General features: G+C 68.9%; 15 protein-coding genes and 1 pseudogene. 10 read left to right on the forward strand and 6 right to left on the reverse strand.

Features of this window, described 5'->3' with window-relative positions:
• The first annotated feature begins 8 nt into the window (after window positions 1-8).
• The 5 genes and pseudogenes from ACIA76_RS16580 (at window position 9) to ACIA76_RS16600 (ending at window position 9,654) form a co-directional block, all read left to right on the forward strand.
• Window positions 9-1,199 (forward strand): cytochrome P450, encoded by a 1,191-nt coding sequence (locus ACIA76_RS16580; RefSeq protein ID WP_397152668.1) that lies wholly within the window; start codon window positions 9-11, stop codon window positions 1,197-1,199.
• 50 nt (window positions 1,200-1,249) lie between these two features.
• A pseudogene (locus ACIA76_RS16585) lies at window positions 1,250-2,059 on the forward strand (ACP S-malonyltransferase); the annotation flags it as partial.
• 231 nt (window positions 2,060-2,290) lie between these two features.
• On the forward strand, window positions 2,291-2,788 hold the full coding sequence (locus tag ACIA76_RS16590) for a phosphopantetheine-binding protein (protein ID WP_397153057.1): 498 nt from the start codon (window positions 2,291-2,293) through the stop codon (window positions 2,786-2,788).
• On the forward strand, window positions 2,789-8,029 hold the full coding sequence (locus ACIA76_RS16595) for an SDR family NAD(P)-dependent oxidoreductase (RefSeq protein WP_397152669.1): 5,241 nt from the start codon (window positions 2,789-2,791) through the stop codon (window positions 8,027-8,029).
• Window positions 8,030-8,073: 44 nt separating this feature from the next.
• A complete protein-coding gene (locus ACIA76_RS16600; protein WP_397152670.1) occupies window positions 8,074-9,654 on the forward strand; it encodes an MFS transporter in 1,581 nt (526 codons plus the stop codon).
• On the opposite strand, the gene ACIA76_RS16605 is transcribed toward ACIA76_RS16600, so the two are convergent.
• Window positions 9,644-10,162, reverse strand: a complete 519-nt coding sequence (locus ACIA76_RS16605; RefSeq protein WP_397152671.1) for a MerR family transcriptional regulator — start codon at window positions 10,160-10,162, stop codon at window positions 9,644-9,646. The two genes, ACIA76_RS16600 and ACIA76_RS16605, sit on opposite strands and share 11 nt — an antisense overlap.
• 162 nt (window positions 10,163-10,324) lie before the next feature.
• Here ACIA76_RS16605 and ACIA76_RS16610 point away from each other — a divergent pair, with 162 nt between their 5' ends.
• A complete protein-coding gene (locus tag ACIA76_RS16610; RefSeq protein WP_397152672.1) occupies window positions 10,325-10,948 on the forward strand; it encodes a vancomycin high temperature exclusion protein in 624 nt (207 codons plus the stop codon).
• Here the strand turns inward: ACIA76_RS16610 and ACIA76_RS16615 are convergent.
• Window positions 10,920-14,096, reverse strand: coding sequence for a BTAD domain-containing putative transcriptional regulator (locus ACIA76_RS16615; protein ID WP_397152673.1), 3,177 nt, complete (start codon window positions 14,094-14,096; stop codon window positions 10,920-10,922). The two genes, ACIA76_RS16610 and ACIA76_RS16615, sit on opposite strands and share 29 nt — an antisense overlap.
• 121 nt (window positions 14,097-14,217) lie before the next feature.
• Here ACIA76_RS16615 and ACIA76_RS16620 point away from each other — a divergent pair, with 121 nt between their 5' ends.
• On the forward strand, window positions 14,218-15,447 hold the full coding sequence (locus ACIA76_RS16620; RefSeq protein ID WP_397152674.1) for a cytochrome P450: 1,230 nt from the start codon (window positions 14,218-14,220) through the stop codon (window positions 15,445-15,447).
• A 52-nt stretch (window positions 15,448-15,499) separates the two neighbouring features.
• On the opposite strand, the gene ACIA76_RS16625 is transcribed toward ACIA76_RS16620, so the two are convergent.
• Complete coding sequence (locus ACIA76_RS16625) at window positions 15,500-16,354, reverse strand: LLM class flavin-dependent oxidoreductase (protein ID WP_397152675.1); 855 nt, start codon at window positions 16,352-16,354, stop codon at window positions 15,500-15,502.
• Window positions 16,355-16,511: 157 nt separating this feature from the next.
• On the opposite strand from ACIA76_RS16625, the gene ACIA76_RS16630 reads away from it, so the two are divergent.
• The 3 genes from ACIA76_RS16630 (at window position 16,512) to ACIA76_RS16640 (ending at window position 19,773) form a co-directional block, all read left to right on the forward strand.
• A complete protein-coding gene (locus tag ACIA76_RS16630) occupies window positions 16,512-17,177 on the forward strand; it encodes an SGNH/GDSL hydrolase family protein (protein WP_397152676.1) in 666 nt (221 codons plus the stop codon).
• A 158-nt stretch (window positions 17,178-17,335) separates the two neighbouring features.
• Window positions 17,336-18,850: a flavin-containing monooxygenase gene (locus ACIA76_RS16635; RefSeq protein WP_397152677.1), complete on the forward strand. Its 1,515-nt coding sequence runs from the start codon at window positions 17,336-17,338 to the stop codon at window positions 18,848-18,850.
• A 5-nt stretch (window positions 18,851-18,855) separates the two neighbouring features.
• Complete coding sequence (locus ACIA76_RS16640) at window positions 18,856-19,773, forward strand: alpha/beta hydrolase (protein WP_397152678.1); 918 nt, start codon at window positions 18,856-18,858, stop codon at window positions 19,771-19,773.
• A gap of 61 nt (window positions 19,774-19,834) precedes the next feature.
• On the opposite strand, the gene ACIA76_RS16645 is transcribed toward ACIA76_RS16640, so the two are convergent.
• Genes ACIA76_RS16645 through ACIA76_RS16655 form a run of 3 tightly spaced genes read right to left on the reverse strand, consistent with a single transcriptional unit; the run spans window position 19,835 to window position 22,963 of the window.
• On the reverse strand, window positions 19,835-21,007 hold the full coding sequence (locus ACIA76_RS16645) for a flavin-containing monooxygenase (protein ID WP_397152679.1): 1,173 nt from the start codon (window positions 21,005-21,007) through the stop codon (window positions 19,835-19,837).
• Window positions 20,997-21,866 (reverse strand): SDR family NAD(P)-dependent oxidoreductase, encoded by an 870-nt coding sequence (locus ACIA76_RS16650; RefSeq protein WP_397152680.1) that lies wholly within the window; start codon window positions 21,864-21,866, stop codon window positions 20,997-20,999. The genes ACIA76_RS16645 and ACIA76_RS16650 overlap by 11 nt, the downstream gene beginning before the upstream one ends.
• Window positions 21,863-22,963, reverse strand: coding sequence for a fatty acid desaturase family protein (locus ACIA76_RS16655; RefSeq protein ID WP_397152681.1), 1,101 nt, complete (start codon window positions 22,961-22,963; stop codon window positions 21,863-21,865). Before ACIA76_RS16655 ends, ACIA76_RS16650 begins: the two co-directional genes overlap by 4 nt.
• Between the last annotated feature and the right edge of the window lie 15 nt (window positions 22,964-22,978).

The raw sequence follows: 22,978 nt of genomic DNA on the forward strand, positions 1-22,978 counted from the left end.
AGCCCGAAATGACAACTGTGATACCGGATTTCCCGATGCCCCGCCGCTACCCGCTGGATCCGCCGCCGGCGTACCGGGAGTTCACCGACGACCACCCGGTGTTCCGGGTGCGCATGCCCGACGGTGAGCTCGTCTGGATGGTGACCAGCTATGACGCCGTGCGCGCCGTGCTGACCGATCTGCGGTTCAGCTCCGACAACACGACATCGGGATTTCCGTCCTACATCCACAGCGACACTCCCCTACCCATGGGCTTCTTCCTGTTTCAGGATCCGCCGGATCACACCCGCCTGCGCCGGTTGGTGACTCGCGATTTCATGATCAGCCGGATGGAGGCGCATCGTCCGCGGATGCGGGCGATTCTGGACCGTCTGATCGACGACATGGTCGAGCGGGGCGGCCCCGCCGATCTGGTCCGGCAGCTGGCGCTGCCGATGGCGGCGACTGTCATGTGCGAACTGCTCAACGTTCCCTACGCGGACACCGAGATATTCGTTCCGGCGGCCGATACGATCCTCGACCGCAGCAGCACCCAGGAACAGTCGCATCAGGCCGCCGAGGCGCTGCTGACCTACTTCGATCGGCTGGTCACCGAGAAGGAGGCCGATCCCACCGACGACATGCTCGGCAGGTTGGTCACCCACGAGGATGCGGGAACCCTGACGCACGCCGAATTCGTCGGCATGGCCGCGGTGATCCTCCTCTCGGGTTACGACACGCTCGTACAGACGATCGGGCTGGGTGTGGCGACCCTGCTGGAGCATCCGGATCAGTTGGCGGAGTTGAAGGCCGACCCCTCGCTGTTCCCCACGGCGGTCGAGGAGGTGCTGCGCTATCTGTCCATCAACCACGCCGGTCTGCCCCGGGCCGCGCTGGAGGATGTCACGGTCGCCGGACAGCTCATCCGCAAGGGCGAAGGCGTTCTCGTCATGCTCAATACCGCCAATCGCGACCCCGCGGTCTTCGAGGAGCCGGACGCGTTCGACATCCATCGCGAGGCGCCACAGCGGCACGTGGCATTCGGCCACGGATTCCACAAATGCATCGGGCTCACCCTGGCCCGGGTGGAGTTGTCGGCCGTCTTCACCGGGCTGTTCGAGCGCCTGCCGGCGCTGCGACTGGCCGAACCGCTGGACACCCTGCCCTTCCGGCACGACATGGTCATCTACGGGATTCGGAGGTTGCCGGTCGAATGGTGATCCGGGGGAAACGGAACGACGAAGATTCACCCAGAGAGTGTTGTGAACAGATGAATACAGTTTTCTTGTTGCCGGGCCAGGGGGGCTACCGGGCAGGCCTTTTCGCGGAAGTGGACTTCCCGGAGGTCGCCGAGGTACTCGAGATGGCCGATCGAGTGGCCGGCGAATTCGGCCGGGCGAATGTCTCGGCGCTGCTCACCGATCCCGCCGCGCCGGCGGCCGCCGAACTGGTCCGCACCGATCCGTTCGCGCTGCAACTCGCCGTGTTCGCCGCGGGCCTGGGCAGCTACCGGCTGGCCGAGCGGCACTACGTCCCGGACGTGCTGGTCGGGCACAGCATGGGCGAGATCGCCGCGCTGACGGCAGCCGGCGCCTTCGATCCGGCCGACGGCGCGCGCCTGGTGTGTCATCGCTCCGAGGCGCTGCTGTCGCACAGTCTCACCGGCGGCGGCATGGTCGCGGTGGAACTCGATGCCGTCCGCGCGGCGTCCGTGGCGGGCGCGATCGCGCGACCGGGTCTCGGTATCGCGGTGGTCAACGCCCCGCGCCAGACCGTGTTCTCCGGCAGTGACGAGGCGATCGCGACCGTGACGAAACTGGCGGAGGCACTGGATGTTCGGGCGATCACGCTCAACGCGCCCTATCCCTTCCACAGTTCGCTGCTCGGCCCGGCGGCGGACGAGTTCGCCACCGCGATCGCCGGTATCGGGCAGCGTCGCCTGCGGGTGCCGGTGTACTCGCCCGTGGCGGGCGGCTACGTCACCGACGACACCGACCTGAAGGCACTGCTGATCCGTCAACTGACCGCGCCGGTGCAGTTCCTCGATGCCATCCGGGCGCTGCACGCATCCGGCGCGAGCCGCTTCGTGGAATGCGGACGATCCGGGTTGTCGGGTCTGGTGCGCCGCAGCGTGCCCGATGTGACCACGGTGAGCATCGCGGACATTCCGGATCGGCACGAGCGCCACGACAGTCCCGGCGCCGTTGTGCCGCAGGCGGTTCCGGAGACCGTGCCGCTGGAGAACACCGACTCGGTGCTGGAGCGTTTGCGCGGCCTGTACGCATCGACACTCGGATATCCGCTCGAAGCGGTGACCGGAGACGCCGATCTGGAGGCGGACCTGGGCATCGACTCGCTCAAACGCTCGGAGATGCTCGGCAAGGTGACCGCGCAGTTCGGCCTGGCCGATATGGCCGACGATGTGCGCTTCCTCGTGCAACCGACGCTGGTCGAACTGGCCGAGCTGATCGTCACCGTCCGGCACGAGCAGGCGGTGACGGTCGCGGTGGACCCCACTCCCCCGGCCGTCGCGCCCGGGCCCTCGACCGTTCCGGACACCGACTCGGTGCTCGAGCAGTTGTGCGCCCTGTACGCGTCGACACTCGGATATCCGCTCGAGGCGGTGACCGGAGACGCCGATCTGGAGGCGGACCTGGGCATCGACTCGCTCAAACGCTCGGAGATGCTGGGCAAGGTCACCGCACAGTTCGGCCTGGCCGATATGGCCGACGATGTGCGCTTCCTCGTGCAACCGACGCTGGTCGAACTGGCCGAGCTGATCGTCACCGTCCGGACTGTGGGGCGCTGAATGGGCGTCCCGGACCAGACCCCGAACGTGCTGATCGTCGGCGACCCGGCGGGCCCGGCGGGCGCGGTGGCCCGCGCGGTGGCCGCGTCCGGCGCGCGGACCGTCATCGGGGGTGAGACCGATCGCGCCGAGGTGGACGCCGTCGTGCGGGTCGCGACCGCCCTCGCCGATTTCGACGCCGAACGGATTCGCCGGATCGGCGCCCCGGCCGTGGTGACCGTACTCGTCTCGGAGACACCCGCCGACGACGAGACGATCCGGGCCCTCGCCGATATCGCGCGGCGTTCCGTTCCGCCGGGCGACGCCGCGGTGCGGGCCGACGCCGTCCACGGCCGGGCCGACGCCGTCGAGGCGGTATCCGAGGTAGTCGTTCTGCTGTTGCGGGACAATGCCTCTCGGACCGGTCGCATCGTCACCGTCGCCGAACTCGACCGGACTGTGACCCGGACGCCCGACACCGACGCGATCGTTGTCGTGGGCATGGGGATGGCCGTGCCCGGTGCCAGCTCGCCGGAACAGTTCTGGCAGCTGCTGCGCGCCGACGAGCCGGTCTTCCGCGAGCCCGGGGACCGCTACGACCTGGCGACCATGTGGTCGGAGGACCCGTCCGCCGAGGACCGCACGTACTCGCGGGTCGCGGGCTTCATGCACGGCTTCGAGCCGCATCCGCGGCTGCGGGCAGAGATGGACTCGGGCGCCTTCACCACCGACGAGTACACCGCGGTGTGGTTGCGGCATTCGCTGCTGCAAGCCATCGAGGGTGTCACCCTCCGCGCCGAGGACCGGCGGCTGTTCTCGGTGGGTATGACGCCCGACGGCAGTCAGCACCTCGAACAGTCGCTCGTCGCGGCCGGGATCCGCGGGATCTTCGCCCGGCACGGCACGCCCGTCCCGGACGGGTTGGACGCACTGTATCCGCTGGCCGCCGATGCGCCCGAAGACCTACTGCCACACCGCATCGCCCGGATGGCCGCGCACGACCTGCCCGATTCCTCGGAGATCGTCGTCGTCGACACGGCCTGTTCGTCCTCGCTGTACGCGATCGATCTCGGTGTCCGGGCCCTGCGCGCGGGCGAGGCGGATGTGGCGCTGTGCGGCGGGGCGCTGGCCCTGCAGGCGCAGAGCCTTGTGTTGTTCTCCAAGCTGCGCGGCCTGTCCCGATCCGGATCGGTCCGGGCGCTGGACGGCGCGGCCGACGGGGTGCTGTTCAGCGACGGCGCCGCCGTGCTGGCGTTGAAGACGCATGCACGGGCGGTCGCAGACAACGATCCGATCCTCGGCTTCGTCGCCGGATTCGGTGGATCGTCGGACGGGCGCGGCAAGGCGATCTACGCACCCAACGCGGCCGGTCAGCGCATCGCCCTGGAGCGCGGCTGGTCGGCCGCGGGCGTCACCGCGGCCGACATCGACTGGATCGTCGCGCACGCCACCGGAACACCGACGGGCGACAAGACCGAGATGACGGCGCTCGAACAGCACGGCGGCCCCGGCAAGACGTGGACCATGACGTCCAACAAGTCGCTGGTCGGCCATTCCGGGTGGGCCGCGGGCGCGGTCTCCGCCATCCACGCGCTGTTGGCGCTGCGGCACGAATCCATCCCCGCACAGCGCCGATTCTCGCGGGTCCCAGCGGGTTTCGAGGAGTCGATCCACGTACCGACGACCGATACGCCCTGGCCCGCCGGATCGGACCGCCGTCGCATCGTGGGCGTATCGGCGATGGGATTCGGCGGAACCAACGGCCACCTCCTGCTGTCCGACAGGCCCGGCCCGCGGCCCGACGCCACGCCCGTCGAACCCGAGGATCCGGTGGTCGTCGTGGCCCACGGCGTCCATATGCCCGGCGAGCCCGGCGCGGAACAGATCCGGCGCTGGCTGGTGGACGGTACCGCCGACTGGCCGGCCACGTTCGGTGACGACTACCCGCTCCCCTCGCCGGTGGAGGCGCGGCTGGCGCCCTCCGCGCTCGCCGCCATGGATCGTGGCCAGCTCATGGCGATGCGCTGTGGGGATCAGCTCGCCGGGGAGTGGACCCGGGACGAGCGACTGGCGGAACGTACCGGTGTGTTCGTGGGACATACCGGCCCGACTCGGTCGGCGATGGGCTACGACCTGCGCTGCTATCTCGACGACGCGACGGCGAAGCTGACCGGCCCGGCCGGGATGCCACCCTCGCTGCTCGGCGCCGCGGTGCGCGCCATGGTGCCCGCGAGCAACGAGGACTCCTATCCGGGCCTGATGCCGAACGTGATCGCCGCCCGTGTCGTGCAGCGGTTGAATCTGCACGGCCCCAACATGACCGTGGACGCGGGCGCCGACTCGGTGACCTCCGCGACGGCCGTGGCGCTGCGTTACCTGCGCGACGGTGAACTCGATCTGGCCGTCGTGATCGGCGTCAACACCGTCACGCCGTACCTCGACCGGCCCGGTCCGCACGGGGCCGAGGCGGCGATCGGCTTCCTGCTCACCCGGCACAGCATCGCGCGGCGGCTGGGGATGCCGGTATTGGGAACGGTGGAGCTGGGAACGAATTCCTCAGCGCGCCAGGCTGTTTACGACACCGATCGCGATTACGGCGGCGCGCAGGCCGCCGTCGCCGTGCTGCGCGCCCTGCACGCACCCGGCACCCGAACCGTCATCACGGGGACCGTGGATCGGCACACGCCGTCGCTGGTGGTGACCGCCGAGCCGACCGGCGACGCCTATCCGGCATTGCGGCAGACCTCGCAGCGGCACACCCTGAAGCTCGTGTCCCGGCCCGGGGAACGGATCCGGGATCCACTACTCGCCATACCGGCGAACAGCCTTGTGCTGACCGACGATCCGGGCGCCCTGTCCGCGGTGACGCTGCCACCCGGCTGTCTGATCATCGCTCCCGAATCGGCGCGCACCGGCGGTGGCGAGGGGCCGGCGACCTATCTGGCCGACGCCGAGGCACTGGCTCGCGTCGTCGCCGACGACGGACGCGGCTTCGCTCACGTGCGCGTCCTGGTCGGCAGCCAGCGCTGGAACGCGGAACCGGCCGTCCCGCAACAGGTCCTGGACCTCGACGACATCGCGTTCGCCGCCGCGCAGCGCTGTGCGGACTCGCTCGAACAGGGCGGAAGCTACGCCGTACTCCTGCTCGATGCCATCGACGGGACCGTTCCCCTGCCGTATGTCGGAGTGTTCAACGGAGTGGTGCGCAGCCTGCAGCAGGAGTTACCCGGCTGCCTGGTGTTCTCGCTGGCGACGGACCGGAACCGGTTGGCGGACGGCCTCGTTCAGCTGGCCGAGGAGTCGGCCCACCACCGGCACCTGCCCGTCGCGTACCTGTCGGCGGGGCAGCGGTGGGAACTGATGTTGGTGGCCACCGAGGCACCGACCGCCGACACACCCCTCGGGCTGCCGGAGGCCCCGGTGATCGTCGCGACCGGCGGCGCACGCGGCCTCACGGCGCATCTGGTGCACGAGGTGGTGACCGGCGCGGCCCCGCGCGGCGTGTGGCTGCTCGGAACCGCTCCCGCGCCGGATCTTTCGATCAGCCTCACCCCACGGCCCCGGGAGGATGCGCTGCGCGAGCTGATGGCCCGCCACCCCGGGGAGAAGCTCGCGCAGCTCAATCGCCGGTACGAGCGGGAACTGCACGAGATCGAACGGGTGCGCACGATAGGCGAACTGGAACGGCTGTGCGGTCCCGGTCGCGTGCGCTATCGGCAGTGCGATGTTCTCGACGCGGAGGCCGTCCGGCGCGTCATCGACGAGGTGCTGAGCACCGACGGCAGCGTCGATGTGGTGCTGCACGGCGCCGGTCTCGCCCGCACGGCGATGCTCGGTCGCAAGAAGCTGGCCGATTTCCGGATGGTGCGCGACGTCAAGGTCCGCGGCTACGCGAATCTCCGCTCGGCCCTGGCCGACCGGGAGCCCGCCGTCTGGGCCAGCGTCAGCTCCGTCTCCGCGTTCACGCCGCTGCGCGGCGAGTTCGACTACTGCGCCGGAAACGAATTCCTGCTCCTCGCGGCCGCGCACAGCCGCAAGGTGTTCGGGCGCGACGAGGTCGCCCTGGCCTCGGGCCTATGGGTCGAGTCGGGCATGGCCTCGGCCGATACGCCCGGCGGCGCCTTCCTGGCCCGGCAGTCCGAGATCGGGCAGCTCACCGACATCCAGGGCCGGGAGTTCTTCCGGGCCGAGCTCAGCGGACGCGGCGGCCCCGGCCTGGCGACCACCTGGATCGGCGAATTCGATTGGGCCACACTCGAACGCCGAGCGCCGGGCTACCGGGCCGCGTGCAAGGAGCCGGCCGACGACACGGCGGGTGTGCCCGACAGGTACGTCCGCCCGGTCGAACGCCGGGCGTTCCTGGCCGGACCGCCGTTGCGGCGCAACGGATCCGGCGACGACGAGCTCGTCTGGACCTTCGACGTCGGCCTGGACCGCCATCCCTACCTCCTGGATCACCTGGTCGACGGCCGGCCCACCGTCCCGGGTGCCGTCATCCTCGAGATCGCCGCGGAAGCGGCCGCCGAGCTGGTTCCCGGCCTGATTCCGATCCGGATCAGCGATGTGGTGTTGTCCGGCTTCATCAGGGCGTCCCGGCATCGCTGGCCGCGCACGCTGCGGGCGGTGGCCACGCACGGCGCGGACGAGCAGGTGTGGGTGCGGATCCTGACACCGGCCGCCGGCCCGGTCCCCGAGCGAGAGCACGCCCGGATGGTGGTACACCTCGGTCGCGCGCTGCCTACCGGTCCGTGGTGCCCGCCGGTGCCCGCGGAGGGCACACCGGCACCCGACACCTATGCGATCGAGGGGACACCGGTCCGACTGAGCGGGGTGTTCAGCGCGCTGCGCGAGCCGCGGCTGGTGGCCGACGGCGGTGCGGCGCAACTGAATCCGCGCGTGCGCACGACCGACGGGCCGTTCGCGTCCTTCGTGCTGCCGAGCATCGTCCTGGACTGCGTGCTGCGGACCTCGGTGCTCGACGGCCACCGGCCCGACGTGGTGTCGGCGCTGGTCCCGACCGCGCTGGCAAGCGTCGATCTCTACTCGCTGGTCAACGACGTAGAGCTGAGCGAGACCTGGCCCGACGGGCTGGTCCTGCGGCACTGGCACGACCCCGTGTCCGGGCTGCGGCACTGCGCGGTCGTGACACCGGCGGGCCGCGCGCTGCTACGGGTCACGGGCGTCGACGGCGTCGACAAGGACCTGTACGACCTGCGGACCGGGCGGTGGCGCAAGGCCGCCGCCGTTCCCGGACCGAAGTGAGGAAGAAAGCAATTCCGGGCAAAAGGATGAGAGCGGAGACTGGAATGTCAGCTGTGAAAGCCGAAACGTCCACGGGTAGCGCAAGATCCTGGACGCTGACGCTGGTGTGTCTGGGCATGTTCATGCTCATGCTGGATGTGTCGGTCGTGAATATCGCACTACCGGATCTGCGGTCGTCGTTCGGCGCGAGCTTCACCGACCTGCAGTGGGTCATCGACGCGTACACACTGACCCTCGCGGCTTTCCTGGTCACCGGTGGTTCCCTGGCGGATCGCCTGGGCCGCAAGGCCGTGTTCAATGTCGGGTTCGTGATCTTCACGGTCACGTCACTCACCGCGGGCCTGTCGCAGGACGTGCTGTTCCTCATCATCTCGCGGGGCATCCAGGGCATCGGCGCGGCGATCATGTTCTCGGTCGGACCGGCCCTGATCGGCAACGAGTTCCAGGGCGCGGCGCGCGGCAAGGCGTTCGGCATCTTCGGCGCCATCGCCGGTCTGGCGCTGGCATGCGGGCCGATGGTCGGCGGATTCCTGACCAGCTCCCTCAGCTGGCGCTGGATCTTCCTGGTCAATGTCCCGATCGGGGTCGTCTCGCTGATCGTCGGAGTCGTGAAGGTGCGAGAGTCCAAGGACCCGAGGCCATTCGGCATCGACTGGTTCGGCATGGTGGTGTTCGGGGCGATGCTGGTGACGCTGGTACTCGGCTTCCTGCGCGGCGAGGCCGAGGGGTGGACCAGCCCGCTGATCGTTTCGCTGTTCGTCGCCTCGGCGGTGCTGCTGATCGGCTTCGTCGTGGTGGAGTGGCGGCAGGGCGAGCGGGCGATGTTCGATCTGCGGCTGCTGCGGATACCGACCTTCGCGGGCGTGTGCTCCGCGATCTTCCTGTCCAACGCGGCCACGCTGACCATGGTGTTCCTCGAGGTGCTGTATCTGCAGAACGTGCTGGACTATTCGCCATGGGACGCGGGCCTGCGCTTCCTGCCGATGATGGTCACGATGTTCGTGGTCGCCGCGACGTCCGGCAATCTGATCAACAAGATCGCCCCGGGCCTGCTGCTCGGTTCCTCGCTGACGCTGTGCGCCGTCGGCATGGGTTTGATGCTGCTGGTGGGTCCGCACAGCCCCTGGACGACGATGCTGCCGAGCCTGGTGGTGACCGGGATGGGTATGGGACTGTTCAACCCGCCGCGCGTCGCGGTCACCGTCGGTGTGGTGGCTCCCGAGCGCGCGGGCATGGCCTCGGGGATGGGCGAGACCTTCCAGCAGGTCGGCGTCGCCGTCGGCGTGGCAGCCTTCGGCGCGATCTTCCATCTGAAGGTCGCGAATCATTTCGTCGCGTCCGCGGCGGGCGGCGACCTGGGGTCGGGAGCGCATGCGGCCGGCCAGGCCGTCGCCAATGGCGGAACCTCCGGCCTGAGTCAGGCCGTGCCGTCGGCGAGCTCCGGCGTAATCGACGCCGCGCGTGCCGCATTCGTCACCGGACTGACCGATGTCATGTTCTGGTGCGCGATGGCCTGCGCGGTGGCGGCGGCGCTGTCGTTCCTGTTCATCCGCAAGCGTGACCTGCACGCAAGCGCCCAGGTCGGGCCGGAGACGGCCGTGCAGACCACACCGATCATCGCCTGACTTGCCGCGGTGGACGGCCCGGCGCCACCGGGCCGTCCATCGCGCTCGCGATATCGATCCGCCCGGCACCCGCCGGGGCCGGGAACATCTCTCGCCCGCTCTCGCCTCCGGAGAACAGGCACCGCGGAGCCGGCGGCGACTCCAGCTCTTCGACGGAATCGAGACGGTTCTGGACCATCTGGTTGTGAATCCAGGTCCGGACGTGCTCGAGCTGCGCGATGCAATCGTCGATCTCGCCCAGCTTGCTCAGATACACCGCGAACGACGCCGGACACTCGTCCACGGTCGAATGCCCCGCCCGCAGACAGTCGACGAACGGCCTGATCTCCTCCAGATCGAACCCGAGATCCTGCAACCTCCGAATCTGCCGCAACATTCGCAGATCGTTCTCGTCGTACACCCGATACCCACTGCCGTCCCGCTGAGCCAGCAGCAACCCCCGAGACTCGTAATACCGCAGCGTCCGCGTAGTAGTCGCGGCCCTCTTGGCAAGCTCCCCGATGCGCATCCCGCGTCCTCTCCGCCCGGATGGGCATGGCGGCATGGTGACAACTCGATCCTATCCACCGACATACGGCCGGTCGAGGTCACGACCCGCCGAACGAGAGTTGTTCGATCAGGGCGGGATTGGGCGCGGATCGGATTCGTGGTGTCTGGAAGAGTGGGGAGGGTGGCGGGACAGCGGGTGCGCGGGCGGCATCGTCGGTGGGTATGCGGGACGCTCGGGGTGGGCTCGGGGCTGATGGTGGTCGTGGCCGGGGCGAATGTGCGGCTCCGGATGCTGGCGGCGGGGCATCGGTTCGCGGTGGCGACCGTGCCGCCGGCCTCGGTGGTGATCGTGCCGGGTGCGAAGGTCGGGCCGGACGGTCGGCCGATGGCGTATCTGCGGGGGCGGCTCGATGTCGCGATCGAGTTGCTGGCTGCGCGGAAGGCCGGTGCGGTACTGATCTCGGGTGATTCGGCGGGCAGATCGGGCGATGAGATCGCCTCGATGCGGCGATATCTCCTGGATCGCGGTGTCGACCCGGCCGTGCTGCGGGTCGATGGGGCGGGACTGTCGACCTGGGAGACGTGCGAACGCGCCCACCGCCTGTTCGGCATCGACCGGGCGATCATCGTCACCCAGCCCCGGCACGCACCGCGGGCGATCGCGCTGTGCCGCGGGGCGGGTATAGACGCCGACGGCGTGGACGCCTATTGCGAATGCACGCGAACGACTCTGGTGCGCAACACTATCCGGGAATGGCTGGCCGCACCGAAAGCGGTCACGGCGTTGATCCGCTCGGCCCGGTAGCTCGAGAGGCGAGCGTGGTCTCGACCAGATCACGCCAGTTCGCCCGCGCGCCCTCCCGCATCGCCGCACGGAAGTGCGCTTCGCCGAGGCGATCTCGTGCCGTCCGCTCGATCCGGGCCGCGTCGGGATGGGAACGATCGGGCAGTCCGCGCACCGCGGCGCTCGCCGCGAGCAGCCGCGCGGCCTGTTCGGTGTCATTGCCGCGCAGCGCCAGGTCCGCGATCCCGACGAGCACCTGGGCGAGTACGGGCGCATGCCCGGCCCCGGCCGCCGCCCGGAACGCCGCGGCGTGGTGTTCGCGGGCTTCGTCGAGATCGTCGGCGAGGTAGCCGAGCAGGTCGTGGACCACCGCGCTGATATTCGGCCGCTCGGCGTCGCTGCCCAGTGTTGTTGTCGCGCGGCCGATCTGCCGGTGTGCCTGCTCGGTGTCGCCGCTCCACCGGGCCAGCTCCGCCCGCGTCAGTGCCAGTTCGGCCGAGGCGTTCGGCCAGGCGGCCTGATCCGCGTATCGCTGGGCCTCGGACATGGCGGACGCGCTCGCCTCCGCATCACCCAGCAGCCAGTACAGCTGCGCCTGCCGCGCCCGCATCCGGACCGCGTCCTCGATCGCGCCGACCTCGGTGACCACCGCGATCGCCTGATCGAAAAGCTCACACGCATCGGCGAATTCGCCGCGGGTGGCGAGGCGATCCGCGAGCTCGCGCAGCGCGAACGAGATCCCCCAGCGCTCGCCGAGGGCCCGGAATTCGGCGAGCGCCGTCTCGAGATGGGCGTCCGCGTCCTGCCCCTGCGCACCGAGCACGATCCGCATCTTGCCCATCTGCAGCCGGGCCAGCGCACGCACCCAGGGGTCGTCCTCGGTGAGCAGCGGTTCGAACGCGGTCAGCAGCGCGTCCGGCCCGCGCAGCATGCGTTCCAGCGCGCCGATGAATCCCAGCAGCGGGTAGCGGATCCGGCCGCGCTCGCCGAACCGGGCCGCCTTGTGGATCCAATCCTCCACCCGGTACTGGTCATTCGGCCCGGAGGTGAGGAAATGCGCGACCAGCCCGTACACCCAGGCCCGGGTCGCATCGTCGACCTCACCGGATGCCTCGGCGGCCGCGGTGATCAGTTCCAGGCCCTCGGTCTTATGCCCGCCCAGCCACCAGTACCACCCCGCGGCCGCCGCGAGTCGCAGCGCCTCGGTCGCGTCGCCGGCCGCGAGCGCGCCGCGCATCGCGACAGCGATGTTGTCGTGTTCGGCCCCGAGCGTGGCGAGCCACTCCAACTGCTCGGCGCGGCGCAGATGCGGATCCGCGGTGTCGGCGAGTCCGGTGAAGTACGCCAGATGCGCTCGACGGGCCCGATCCGATTCCCCCGACTCCACGAGCCGGTCCCGGGCGTACTGCTCGATCGTGTCGAGCATTCGATACCGCGGCCCGTCGTCCCCGGTGGTGCGCAGTAGCGATTTCTCGGTCAGCGCGGTCAGCAGGTCGAGCACCTCCCCCGGCCGCACCGCGTCATCCGCGCACACCTGTTCGGCCGCTTCCAGACTCGCGCCGCCGGAGAACACCGCGAGCCTGCGCAGCACCATCCGTTCGGCGTCGGTGAGCAGCTCCCAGCTCCAGTCGACCACCGCGCGCAGCGTCCGATGCCGCGGCAGCGCGGTGCGGCTGCCGCCGGTCAGCAGGCGGAACCGATCATCGAGTCGGTTGGCCAGCTGATCGAGGGACATGGTGCGCAAGCGCGCCGCGGCCAGTTCGATCGCCAGCGGTATCCCGTCGAGCGCCCGGCACACGCGCGCCATGGTCGCCAGGGTGCGGACATCGGCGGCCAGATCCTTGCGCACCGCACCGGCGCGGTCCCGCAACAACGCGACGGCCGGGGAGGATTCGATCTCGTCGGGGCCCGCGTTCGCGGCGGGCAACGCCAGCGGCTCGACCCGCCAGAGCGCCTCACCGGTGATGCCGAGCGGTTCCCTGCTCGTCGCGAGGATCCGCAGCCGCCGGCATTCCCCGAGCACGCGATGGGCGAATGCCGCCGCGGATTCGATCACATGCTCGCAGTTGTCCAGGATCAGCAGCGTTTCGCGCTCACGGATCGCCGCGATGAACCGGTCCATCGGTTCGGCGTTGTGCGCACCGCCGAGTAACGCGTCCCGCAGCCCGAACGCGGCGAGCGCCGATTGCGCCACATCACCACTCGCGCCGACGGACCCCAATTCCACCAGCCAGGCCCCGTCGGGCAGATCGTCGAGCATGGTCCGCGCGGTCTCGGTGGCCAGCCGGGTCTTCCCGGAGCCGCCGGGCCCGGTCAGCGTGGTGAGCCGATGGTCCGCGATGAGTTCGCGCACGGCGGCGACATCGGCGTATGTGCCGACGAATCGGGTCAATTCGGCCCGCAGATTCGTTGTGCGGTCGTTATCCCGCGCTCCCGCTTCGCCGCGCAGCAGCGCGACGTGCAGGTCGGACAGTTCCGGTGCGGGATCCACGCCCAGCGTCTCGCCGAGTGCCTCGCGGGCTCGTTGGTACACGGTCAGCGCCTCGGAGCCGCGGCCCGCGGCGCCGAGCGCACGCATCAGCGCGGCGATGAGCCGTTCCCGCACCGGATTCCGGGCCACCAGCTCGGTCAGCTCGGTGATCAGCTCCGGACCCCGGCCGAGGCGGATCTCCGCCTCGTACAGATCCTCCATCGCGGCCAGACGCAACCCCTCGAGCCGGGCGATCACCGCGTCGACGGCCGCGCTGTCGCGCACCTCGACATCGCGCATCGGCGCACCGCGCCACAGCTCGAGGGCCGCGCGCAGCAGCGGTGCCCGGTGCGCGTCGTCACCGCCGCGGGCCTGGTCGAGAAGCTGTTCGAAGCGCACGGCGTCGACGGCGCGGGGTGAGACCGTCAGCCGGTATCCACCCACCTGCCCGTCGAGCGATCCGTCCGGCAGCGCTCGCCGTAGTCGGGAAACCAGTGCCTGTAAGGCATTCGCGGCGTCGGCGGGCGGCCGCTCACCCCAAATCCAATCGACCAGAGTCGCTTTCGGGACCACGCGGCCCGGTTCGAGCGCGAGGGCGATCAGCAACGCCCGCAACCGAACACCCGCTACCTCGATCGATCCGCCGTCATCTGCCCGGATCTCGAGCGGTCCAAGCATTCCGATCTGCACCCGGACCATTGTGCCGAACCGTGTCAGCGGCCGTATCAGGCCGACCTCAGGTCGCTGTCAGCCGCGCTGGCGACAGTATTCACGTGAACACCGGCAAGGGCAGCCTCGCAGGCCGCGAAAGGAAAACCCCATGAGCCGAACAGTTTCCGTTCCGCACGGCCTCCCCATGGAGCGCGATGCGGGGCCCTTCGACCCGCCTCGCGCAATCACCCGGCTGCGCGCGGCCCGCCCGGTCAGTCCCCTGATCTTCCCCGATGGTCACGAAGGCTGGCTCGTCACCGGCTACGAGGCGGTCCGCCGACTCATGGCCGACACCCGATTCAGCTCCCGTCAGGACATCGGCATCGTCCACGTGCCCTACGAGACTCCCGGCATGCCCGTCGCCACCGAACCGTCCCCGCGAGTGCCGGGCCTGTTCGTCGCCATGGATCCGCCGGACCATACCCGCCTGCGGCGCAAGCTCATCGGCGCCTTCACCGTCAAACGCATGAAGATGCTCGAGGAGCACATCATCGATATCGCCGAACGGCGGCTGGACGAGATGGCGCGCCTGACCCCGCCGGTCGACCTGGTCACCGAGTTCGCGCTGCCGGTGCCCTCGCTGGTGATCTGCGAACTGCTCGGCGTCCCCTACGCGGATCGGGCGAACTTCCAGGTCAACTCCGCCCAGTTCCTGGTCAAGGATCAGACGCTGGAGGAGAAGATGGCCGCGTACGGCGCGATGACCACATATCTGGCCGAACTGGTCATGGCCAAACGCGCCGAACCCGGCGAGGACATCCTGTCCGACCTGGCACGCGACGAAGACCTCGGCATCGAGGAGCTGGTCGGCATCGCCTTCCTGCTGTTGCTCGCGGGCCACGAGACCACCGCGAACATGTTGGCACTGGGCACCTTCGCGCTCCTGGAGCATCCGGAGCAGCTGGCCGAACTGCGCGCCGACCCGGGGCTGTTCGGCGATGCCGTCGAGGAACTCATGCGCTATCTGTCCGTCGCCGATATCTTCTATCGCTACGCCACCGAGGACATCGAACTCGGCGGTGAGACCATCGCGCGGGGATCGACCGTCGTCGTCTCGCTGCTGGCCGCCAATCGCGATCCCCGGCGCTTCGACGACCCCGATGCCCTGGACATCCACCGCAAGGCCCGCGGCCACCTGTCCTTCGGCCACGGCATCCACCAATGCCTCGGCCAGCAGTTGGCCCGCATCGAGATGCGCGCCGGTTTCGAGGGACTGCTGCGTCGCTTCCCGACCCTCGAACTCGCCATCCCCGCGGACGAGGTGCGGCTCAGAACCGATATGAACATCTATGGCGTGCACGAACTTCCGGTCACCTGGACGGAACCGGCCCGGTCGTGACCACCGATCCGATCGCGGGCCGCCCGGTGAGCGGGCGGCGCCGCGGTGGGAGTCAGAGCACGACGTCGGCGAGGCGCTTGATGTCGTCGGCGTCGTCGGTGCCGCTGTTGAAGACGATATCGGTGGCACCGATATCGGCGAACGACGACAACGCCTCCTCGAGCTTCGCGGGCGAATCGCAGACCCCGGCGGCGACCTGGGTGGCCATCTCCTCGCCGGAGGACAGGTAGTAGTCGTAGATGTTCCGCTTACCGGCCTCGCCGTCACCCAGCGCGAAGTACACCAGGGCGACCAGCCGGGGTGTGCCGTCGCGGCCGGCACGCTGCCAGGCGTCGCTGGCCGCGTCGAAGGTCGGGCCCACGAACGAGGCGGGCAGCGAGCCGCCGATATAGCCCTGGCCCCAGCGCGCCATCCGGTCCATCGCGGCCGGCGCGAAGCCGCCGAAGAGCATGGGCACCTCCCGGGTGCCTTCCGGCACAGCGGCATTGGGGCCGCCGCCGACCGGTTCGCCCCGCCACACCTCGCGGAACACCTCGAGATCGCGGTCGAACCGCGCACCCCGGCCGCGCGGACCGTAGCCGTCGGCGAGGAAATCGTCCTCGCGCACGCCGACGCCCAGCCCGACGGTCAACCGGCCGCCGGATATGCCGTCGATCCCGGCCAGTTCCTTGGCCAGCAGCGGCGCGGGCCAGGTGGCGCCGAGCAGCACGCCGCTGATCAGCTCGGTGCGGCTGGTCACGGCGGCGGCCGCGGCGAGCGCGACGGTATCCGCCACGCCCGGATAGGCGTTGCGGCCGACCGTGCCCAGGATGGCGAAGCCCGCGTCCTCGGCCCGTTCCGCCCAGGCCGGGATTATCGACGGACGGACATTACGGACCTGATTCGGCATTCCGATACCGATTCTCATGGTGTCGACCTCCTTCGATGACACCCGATGCTATCGCCGAAAGGAGAACGCGGAGAACGATTTCCACCACTTCGACCCGATACGCGGCACACCGCGTCGGCGCGACCGGGTACGCGCGACCTTGATGTCAAAATACGGTCGAGCGTACTCTCACCTCATGTTGAGCTCCGCGCTGACCGAGGACACCGATCCCTACTGCCTGTCCGAAGACGACGCCGCGGCATTGCTGCGGGGCGCCCCGTGGCGACGGTTCGGCGTGGTCGGGGACAGCCTGTCGGCGGGCACCGGCGACCCCACGCCGGGATATGCCGACGGGGGCTGGGCCGATCGGGTGGTGGCCGCGCTGCGGCGGGTCGAGCCGGACCTGCGGTACCTCAATACCTCGGAGTTCGGGGTCACCACCGCACGGACCGTGAGCGGGCAATTCGATCGCATCCTCGACTTCGGCCCGGATCTGCTGCATCTGCCGTGCGGGCCGAACGATATCGTGCGGCGGCAGCCGGACTTCGGCGAGATCGAGAAGATCATGCGGCGCATGTACGACCTCGCGGCCGGGACTCGCGCCCGGCTGACGACCTTCACACTGGGCAGAGCGTATGTGATTCCGGCCTTTCCGGACTGGCACGAACGCATCCTGACCATGAACGACATCACCCGCCGCCTGGCCGCCGAATACGACGCCCTCGTGATCGATATGTGGCCGCATCCTGTCAACGATCGACCGAATCTGTTGAGCGAGGACCGAATCCACTTCTCGACATCGGGTCAAGCGGTGATGGCGGCCGAGGTGATCAAGGCGCTGGCGCGGCAGCCGCACGCCTGAAACGCCTCTGTCGGCACGGCGCCCCCGATATCAGGGGGAGATCAGATCCGGATCAGAGCCGATTGTGAGAATCGGGATCGGCGATCATCCATCGATACGTGCGACGGGAGCTTCGTGCCTTGGTTGTCTCAGATCTACGCACCACATCCCATCCGGAGATGACAGACGAGATATCTTCTGCCGCATCGGATATCCCGAATCGTCATGTGCGGATCATCGTGATCGGCGGTGGGCTCGCGGGCCTGGCCGCGGCCGTCCGCTTCCGCGCGGAGCGCTGGGAGGACTTCCTGATCCTCGACCGCGGCGATCGGATCGGCGGCACCTGGCGCGACAACACCTATCCCGGTGCGGCCTGTGACGTTCCCTCGCACGTGTACTCGTATTCCTTTGCCCCGAACCCGAATTGGAGCCGCTCGTTCTCCCGGCAGGCGGAGATCCAGCAGTACATCGTCGATGTGGCGCAGCGGCACCGGGTGCTCGACAAGCATGTGTTCGGCTGCGAGGTCCATTCCGCGCGTTGGGATGAGGATCGGCTGCGCTGGCAGCTCGAGACCTCACGGGGACGGTTCACCGCCGACGTCCTGATCGGCGCGTTCGGAGCCCTGTGCGAACCCGCGCCGCCGGATATCAAGGGCATCGCGGAGTTCCAGGGCGAGATCTTCCACTCCGCCCGATGGAATCATCGTATTCCGCTGGCGGACAAGAAGATCGCGGTGATCGGCACCGGCGCCTCCGCGATCCAGATCGTTCCGGCCATCGCCGAGAGCGCCGCCGAACTGCATGTCTTCCAGCGCACGCCCCCGTGGATCCTGCCGCGCCTGGACCGCCCGTACACCGCCGTCGAACGCCTGGCGTTCCGGCGCGTACCGGCCTTCCAGCGGCTCATGCGCGCGCTCATCTACTGGGCGCACGAGTCCCAGGTCGTGGGCTTCACCAATCCCTGGTACGCCACACCGCTCGGACTCCTCGCGCGGGCCAAGCTGCGCCTGGACGTCCCGGATCCGGAGCTGCGCCGCCGCCTCACCCCGTCGTACGCGCTCGGATGTAAGCGAATACTGTTGTCCAACAGCTACTATCGCGCATTCCGTCGCGACACCGTCCGGTTGGTCACCGAGCCGATCACCGAGGTCCGGGCGAATGCGGTGGTCACCGCCGACGGCGCCGAGCACGAGGCGGATATCATCGTGGCGGCCACCGGATTCCATGTCACCGACTCCCCCACCTACCGGATCATCTTCGGACAGGACGGGCGCAGCCTCGGCGAGGTGTTCGACGATATCGGGCACGAATGCTACAAGGGCACCGCGATCGCCAACTTCCCCAACATGTTCCTGATCGTCGGACCGAACACCGGCCTGGGCCACAACTCGATGATCTACATGATCGAATCGCAGGTCGCCTATATCGCCGACGCCCTCGCCACCATGAAGCGGCGCGGGCTGCGCCGGGTGGAGGTGCGCAAGGACGTCCAGCAGGCCTTCTGGCGCATGTTGCAGGGCAAGCTGTCCCGCAGCGTCTGGAGCGTGGGCGGTTGCGCCAGTTGGTATCTGGACAAGCACGGCGCGAACAGCACGCTCTGGCCCGGTTTCACCTTCGAATTCCGGGCCATCACCCGGCGATTCGATATCTCCGCCTACACCGTGTCGACGCGAGAGCACGAGGCCGCCCGGTGATACCGATGCCGACCATCCCACTGCCGATCGCCCGCGCGATCTTCGGTCTCTACTACCGCACGAGTCTGTCGCCGCTGCTGCCCTGGACCGTACAACGGGCGCTGCTGGACGCGGGTTCGGTACTGCTGCCGCTGCCGGAACGAACCGTGGTCGATCGCGTCCGACTGGGCGAGCGGACCGCCGAACGGATCACCGTGGGCGAGACGACCGGGCCCGAGGCGGTTCTCTACCTGCACGGCGGCGGATTCACGGTGGGCTCGCTCGCCACCCACCGGTCCCTCGCGGCGCATCTGGCCGGCGACATCGGCAGGCCCGTCTACCTTCTCGACTACCGGCTCGCCCCCGCCCATCCGTGCCCGGCCGCCCTCGAGGACACCATCGAGGCCTTCGACGCGCTCATCCGCGAACGCGGCTATCCCGTGGGATCGGTTGCGCTGGCGGGTGATTCGGCGGGCGGCGGTATCGCCCTGGCCACGACCCAGTGGCTGGTGGCACGCGGAGGGGACCGGCCTCCGGCCCTGGTACTGCTGTCGCCCTGGACCAATCCCGTCGGGGAGGCGCGGCGCCGCGATACCGTCGTCAGTCGCCGATGGGGATTCGCCAGCGCCGCGGCCTATCTCGGCCGCCGGGGCGATGTCTCCGATCCCCGCTTCGCGCCCCTGTTCGGCGATTTCGCGGGCCTGCCGCCGACCTATCTGCATGTCGGTGTCCGCGAGCTGCTCCATCCCCAGATCCTCGAGCTCGCCGTCGCCATGCGCGATGCGCAGGTCCCGCTGCACTACGTCGAACATCCGACGCTGTGGCATTCCGGGCAGGCGCAGGCGGGTCTGGTGCGCGAGGCCGCCGAATCGCTGCGCGCGGCCGGGGAATTCCTGACCACGACCTGGTCGGCACGGCATGCGGACGCAGTGCCGGTGCGGTGACCCGCGAACGCGACAGCCGCCCCCGGAACCCCACTGTCCGAGAGCGGCTTTCGTATTCGGGTCACCACAAACGCAAACGCGTGCCGACCCGCGCGAGCACCGACCCGCCCGCGATCCGGTACGCGATCGCCTGTGCGTCGCGGGCCATATCGGGCAGCTGCCCGGGTGGAAGCCGATAGCCCTGGAAGTACAGGCCCGGCGCGCGCGGATGGGTGCGATCGCCGTGCACGCGCGGACGACCGCCGGGCTGGCTCAGCACATCGAGGTGACCGACCAGCCGCTCCATATCCGGACGCTGTCCGGTCGCGGCGACGACGACCTCGGGTTTGATGCTTGTACCCCCCTCGAGCAGTACGGATTTCCGATCGAATCCGATGACACTGGGCACGATCTCGACCGATCCGGCGCGGACCGCCGGAACCAGGCCGCGGTCGATGGAACCGTAGGCATGCCCGCTGCGGGCCATGCCGGCCCGGGTGCCCTCCGTCGGCGCGGCGAGCCCGTACGGCGACAGATCTCCCCACTGCCATCGGTGCATCGCAAGACTCGTCCGATCGATCAGCCAATCCGGGAGATTCCCGTGTTTGGTGGCCTGGCTGAGCAGCGAGGTGGTCGGGCTGAGCTTGAACAGCAGCGGCATATGCCGGATCGACATGCGCACCCGGGACGCGCCGGCGCGCGCCAGCTCGATGGCGATATCGATACCGGTCGGACCGCAGCCGATGACCAGCACGTCCTTACCGACATAGGGATCGGCCACCTCGTAGCTCCGAGCGTGCAGGAACTCCCCGGCGAACTCGGCCAGGCCCGGCCAATCCGGCACGAACTCTCTACGATGCAGCCCGGTGGCCATCACGACATGGCGGCTGCGCAGATCGCCGAGCGAGCTGCGCACCACCCAGCCGCCGCCGTCGTCGCGATCCACCCGATGGACCTCGGTCTCGAAACGAATATCGGCGTCGAGCTTCTCGGCGTATTCCCGCATGTACCTGAGGAAGTCGTTCCGCATCGGCCATGGACCGTATTCGGCGGACAGCCGCATACCGGGCAGATGACTCAGACGACGCCAGGAGTTCATGCGCAGGGAGGGATAGTACGAGTGCCAGCTGGAGCACGCGATCGCCTCCCGGTCGAGGACGAGCGGATTCAGCCCGGCCTCTTTCAATGTCCAGGCGACCGACAGGCCGCCCGGACCCGCCCCGATGATGATGGGGCGGTCGATGTTATGTGTCATGCGGACCTCTCGCGAGCGTAGTGACTGGGACCAGCCGGGCTAATAACGCGGCGCATTTGCGCGCGCCGAGGGGGGTGAGCCTGGAGACCCAGTCCAGCGCCTTGGCCTCGGCGCCGACGACGATCCGCCCCCTGTGCCCGCGCACCCCGTCGAGGACGGTCCGCGCCGCCATCTCCGGGGTGTGCAGCGCGAGCCGATCGTCGAAACCCCGTGCGAACGAGGCGGGATCGGCGCCGGCCACCACGGTGGCGTTGCGGGCCACCGCGGTCTTGATGCCGCCGGGGTAGACGCAGCTGACACGCACCGGATGTCCGGCGATCGCCATCTCCTCCGCCAGCGCCTCGGTGAAACCGCGCACGGCGAATTTCGAGGCGGTATAGGCGCTCTGCCCCGGATAGGCCACCAGCCCGAACAGGCTGGAGACATTGACGACGTGCCCGTCGCCGGATTCGATCAGATGCGGCAGAAATGCCTTGGTGCCGTTGACGACTCCCCAGAAGTTGACATCGAGCACCCGCTCGAAGTCCTTATAGGGCGCCCGCTCCACCTCGCCGTAGTAGGCGATCCCCGCGTTGTTGTAGATCTGGTGGACGATGCCGAATCGCGAATGAACGTGCGCGGCATAGGATTCGATGGCATCGCGCTCGGTGACATCGATCCGGTCGTACATCACCAGCGCGCCGCGCGCCTCGCACAGCCGCGCGGTCCGCGCCAGCCCCTCGGCGTCGACATCGGAGACGGCCAGCCGCGCGCCGCGGCCGGCGAGGTCGACCGCCAGCGCGCGCCCGATACCCGAGCCCGCGCCGGTGACCACGGCGACCTTGCCGACGAACGCCTCGTCATGCGACTCCCCGGTCATCTCGCCACCGACAGCAGCGGCCGGGCCTGCCGGCTCACCTTGTACAGGTGCGACACGATCTCCATATAGGAACCGGGGACGGAGGTTTCGTGATACGTCATTCCCGCCGCGACGCAGTGCCGCTTCACGATCGGATGCGCCTTACGCAGATTCGGCTGGGGCATCGACGGGAACAGGTGATGCTCGATCTGGAAGTTCAGCCCGCCGTACAGATAGGTGGTGACCATCCCGCCCCGCACATTGCGGGCGGTGACGACCTGCCGGGTCATCCAGTCCATCGACTCCTCCTCACCGTCGCTGCGCACCGGCATGCCCTTGTGATTCGTCGCGAAGATCAATCCGCCGTACAGTCCGGTCAATCCGTGGTGCACGATCAGGAACACCAGGGCGTGCGGCACGTCCAGGACCGTGAACAGCAGCGCGAAGTAGATGACGAAATGCGCCGCGATCAACGAACCCTCGAGCACCGGGCGCTTCACGGTGCGCTGCGCGATGGCCCGGGCGCTGACGACGCGCAGGCCGAGCGATTCCAGGATCGCCATCGGGAAGAACAGCGTCTCCTGATGTTTGATGATGAACCGCCGGGCCGCGGTCATCGGCTGATCGGCCTGTTCGGCGGTGAAGATGGCCTTGCGGCGGACGATATCGGGATCCTTCGCCGTATGGTTCGGATTACTGTGATGCCGGTTGTGGTGGTTCACCCACCATTCGTAACTCGCACCGAGCAGCAGATTTCCGTGGAGATACCCCAGCATTTCCATGGACCGCTTCGTGCGACTGACCTGATGATGGCCGATATCGTGACCGATCAATCCGATCTGCACATAGCAGAACGCCAGGAACACCGCGACGAGCAACTGCCACCAGGTATTGCCCAGGACCACGAACACGGCCCAGCCGCCCAGCAGGGCGGCCACGGTGACCGCGATCTTCGCGCGGTAATGACCCCAGCGCAGATCGAGCAGTCCGGCCTGCTTTATCTCCCGCTGCAGGGCGGGAAACGGATTTCCTTGGGCCTCTTTCGATGCGGAACGATCCGATTCCGCAATGGGATCGGTACGAGGGGTAGCGAGTAGTTTTTCATAGGGAGCAGTCATGATACGCCGCCTGAT

The organism is Nocardia sp. NPDC051570 (assembly GCF_044454005.1).
GTDB lineage: Bacteria > Actinomycetota > Actinomycetes > Mycobacteriales > Mycobacteriaceae > Nocardia.

What these genes read in the sequence shown, in the direction of transcription:
- ACIA76_RS16625 (WP_397152675.1), bottom strand. Translation starts at nt 16,354, where the DNA reads ATGAGAATCGGTATCGGAATGCCGAATCAGGTCCGTAATGTCCGTCCG.
- ACIA76_RS16640 (WP_397152678.1), top strand. Translation starts at nt 18,856, where the DNA reads ATGCCGACCATCCCACTGCCGATCGCCCGCGCGATCTTCGGTCTCTAC.
- ACIA76_RS16630 (WP_397152676.1), top strand. Translation starts at nt 16,512, where the DNA reads ATGTTGAGCTCCGCGCTGACCGAGGACACCGATCCCTACTGCCTGTCC.
- ACIA76_RS16645 (WP_397152679.1), bottom strand. Translation starts at nt 21,007, where the DNA reads ATGACACATAACATCGACCGCCCCATCATCATCGGGGCGGGTCCGGGC.
- ACIA76_RS16615 (WP_397152673.1), bottom strand. Translation starts at nt 14,096, where the DNA reads ATGGTCCGGGTGCAGATCGGAATGCTTGGACCGCTCGAGATCCGGGCA.
- ACIA76_RS16635 (WP_397152677.1), top strand. Translation starts at nt 17,336, where the DNA reads ATGACAGACGAGATATCTTCTGCCGCATCGGATATCCCGAATCGTCAT.
- ACIA76_RS16600 (WP_397152670.1), top strand. Translation starts at nt 8,074, where the DNA reads ATGTCAGCTGTGAAAGCCGAAACGTCCACGGGTAGCGCAAGATCCTGG.
- ACIA76_RS16620 (WP_397152674.1), top strand. Translation starts at nt 14,218, where the DNA reads ATGAGCCGAACAGTTTCCGTTCCGCACGGCCTCCCCATGGAGCGCGAT.
- ACIA76_RS16580 (WP_397152668.1), top strand. Translation starts at nt 9, where the DNA reads ATGACAACTGTGATACCGGATTTCCCGATGCCCCGCCGCTACCCGCTG.
- ACIA76_RS16650 (WP_397152680.1), bottom strand. Translation starts at nt 21,866, where the DNA reads ATGACCGGGGAGTCGCATGACGAGGCGTTCGTCGGCAAGGTCGCCGTG.
- ACIA76_RS16655 (WP_397152681.1), bottom strand. Translation starts at nt 22,963, where the DNA reads ATGACTGCTCCCTATGAAAAACTACTCGCTACCCCTCGTACCGATCCC.
- ACIA76_RS16605 (WP_397152671.1), bottom strand. Translation starts at nt 10,162, where the DNA reads ATGCGCATCGGGGAGCTTGCCAAGAGGGCCGCGACTACTACGCGGACG.
- ACIA76_RS16595 (WP_397152669.1), top strand. Translation starts at nt 2,789, where the DNA reads ATGGGCGTCCCGGACCAGACCCCGAACGTGCTGATCGTCGGCGACCCG.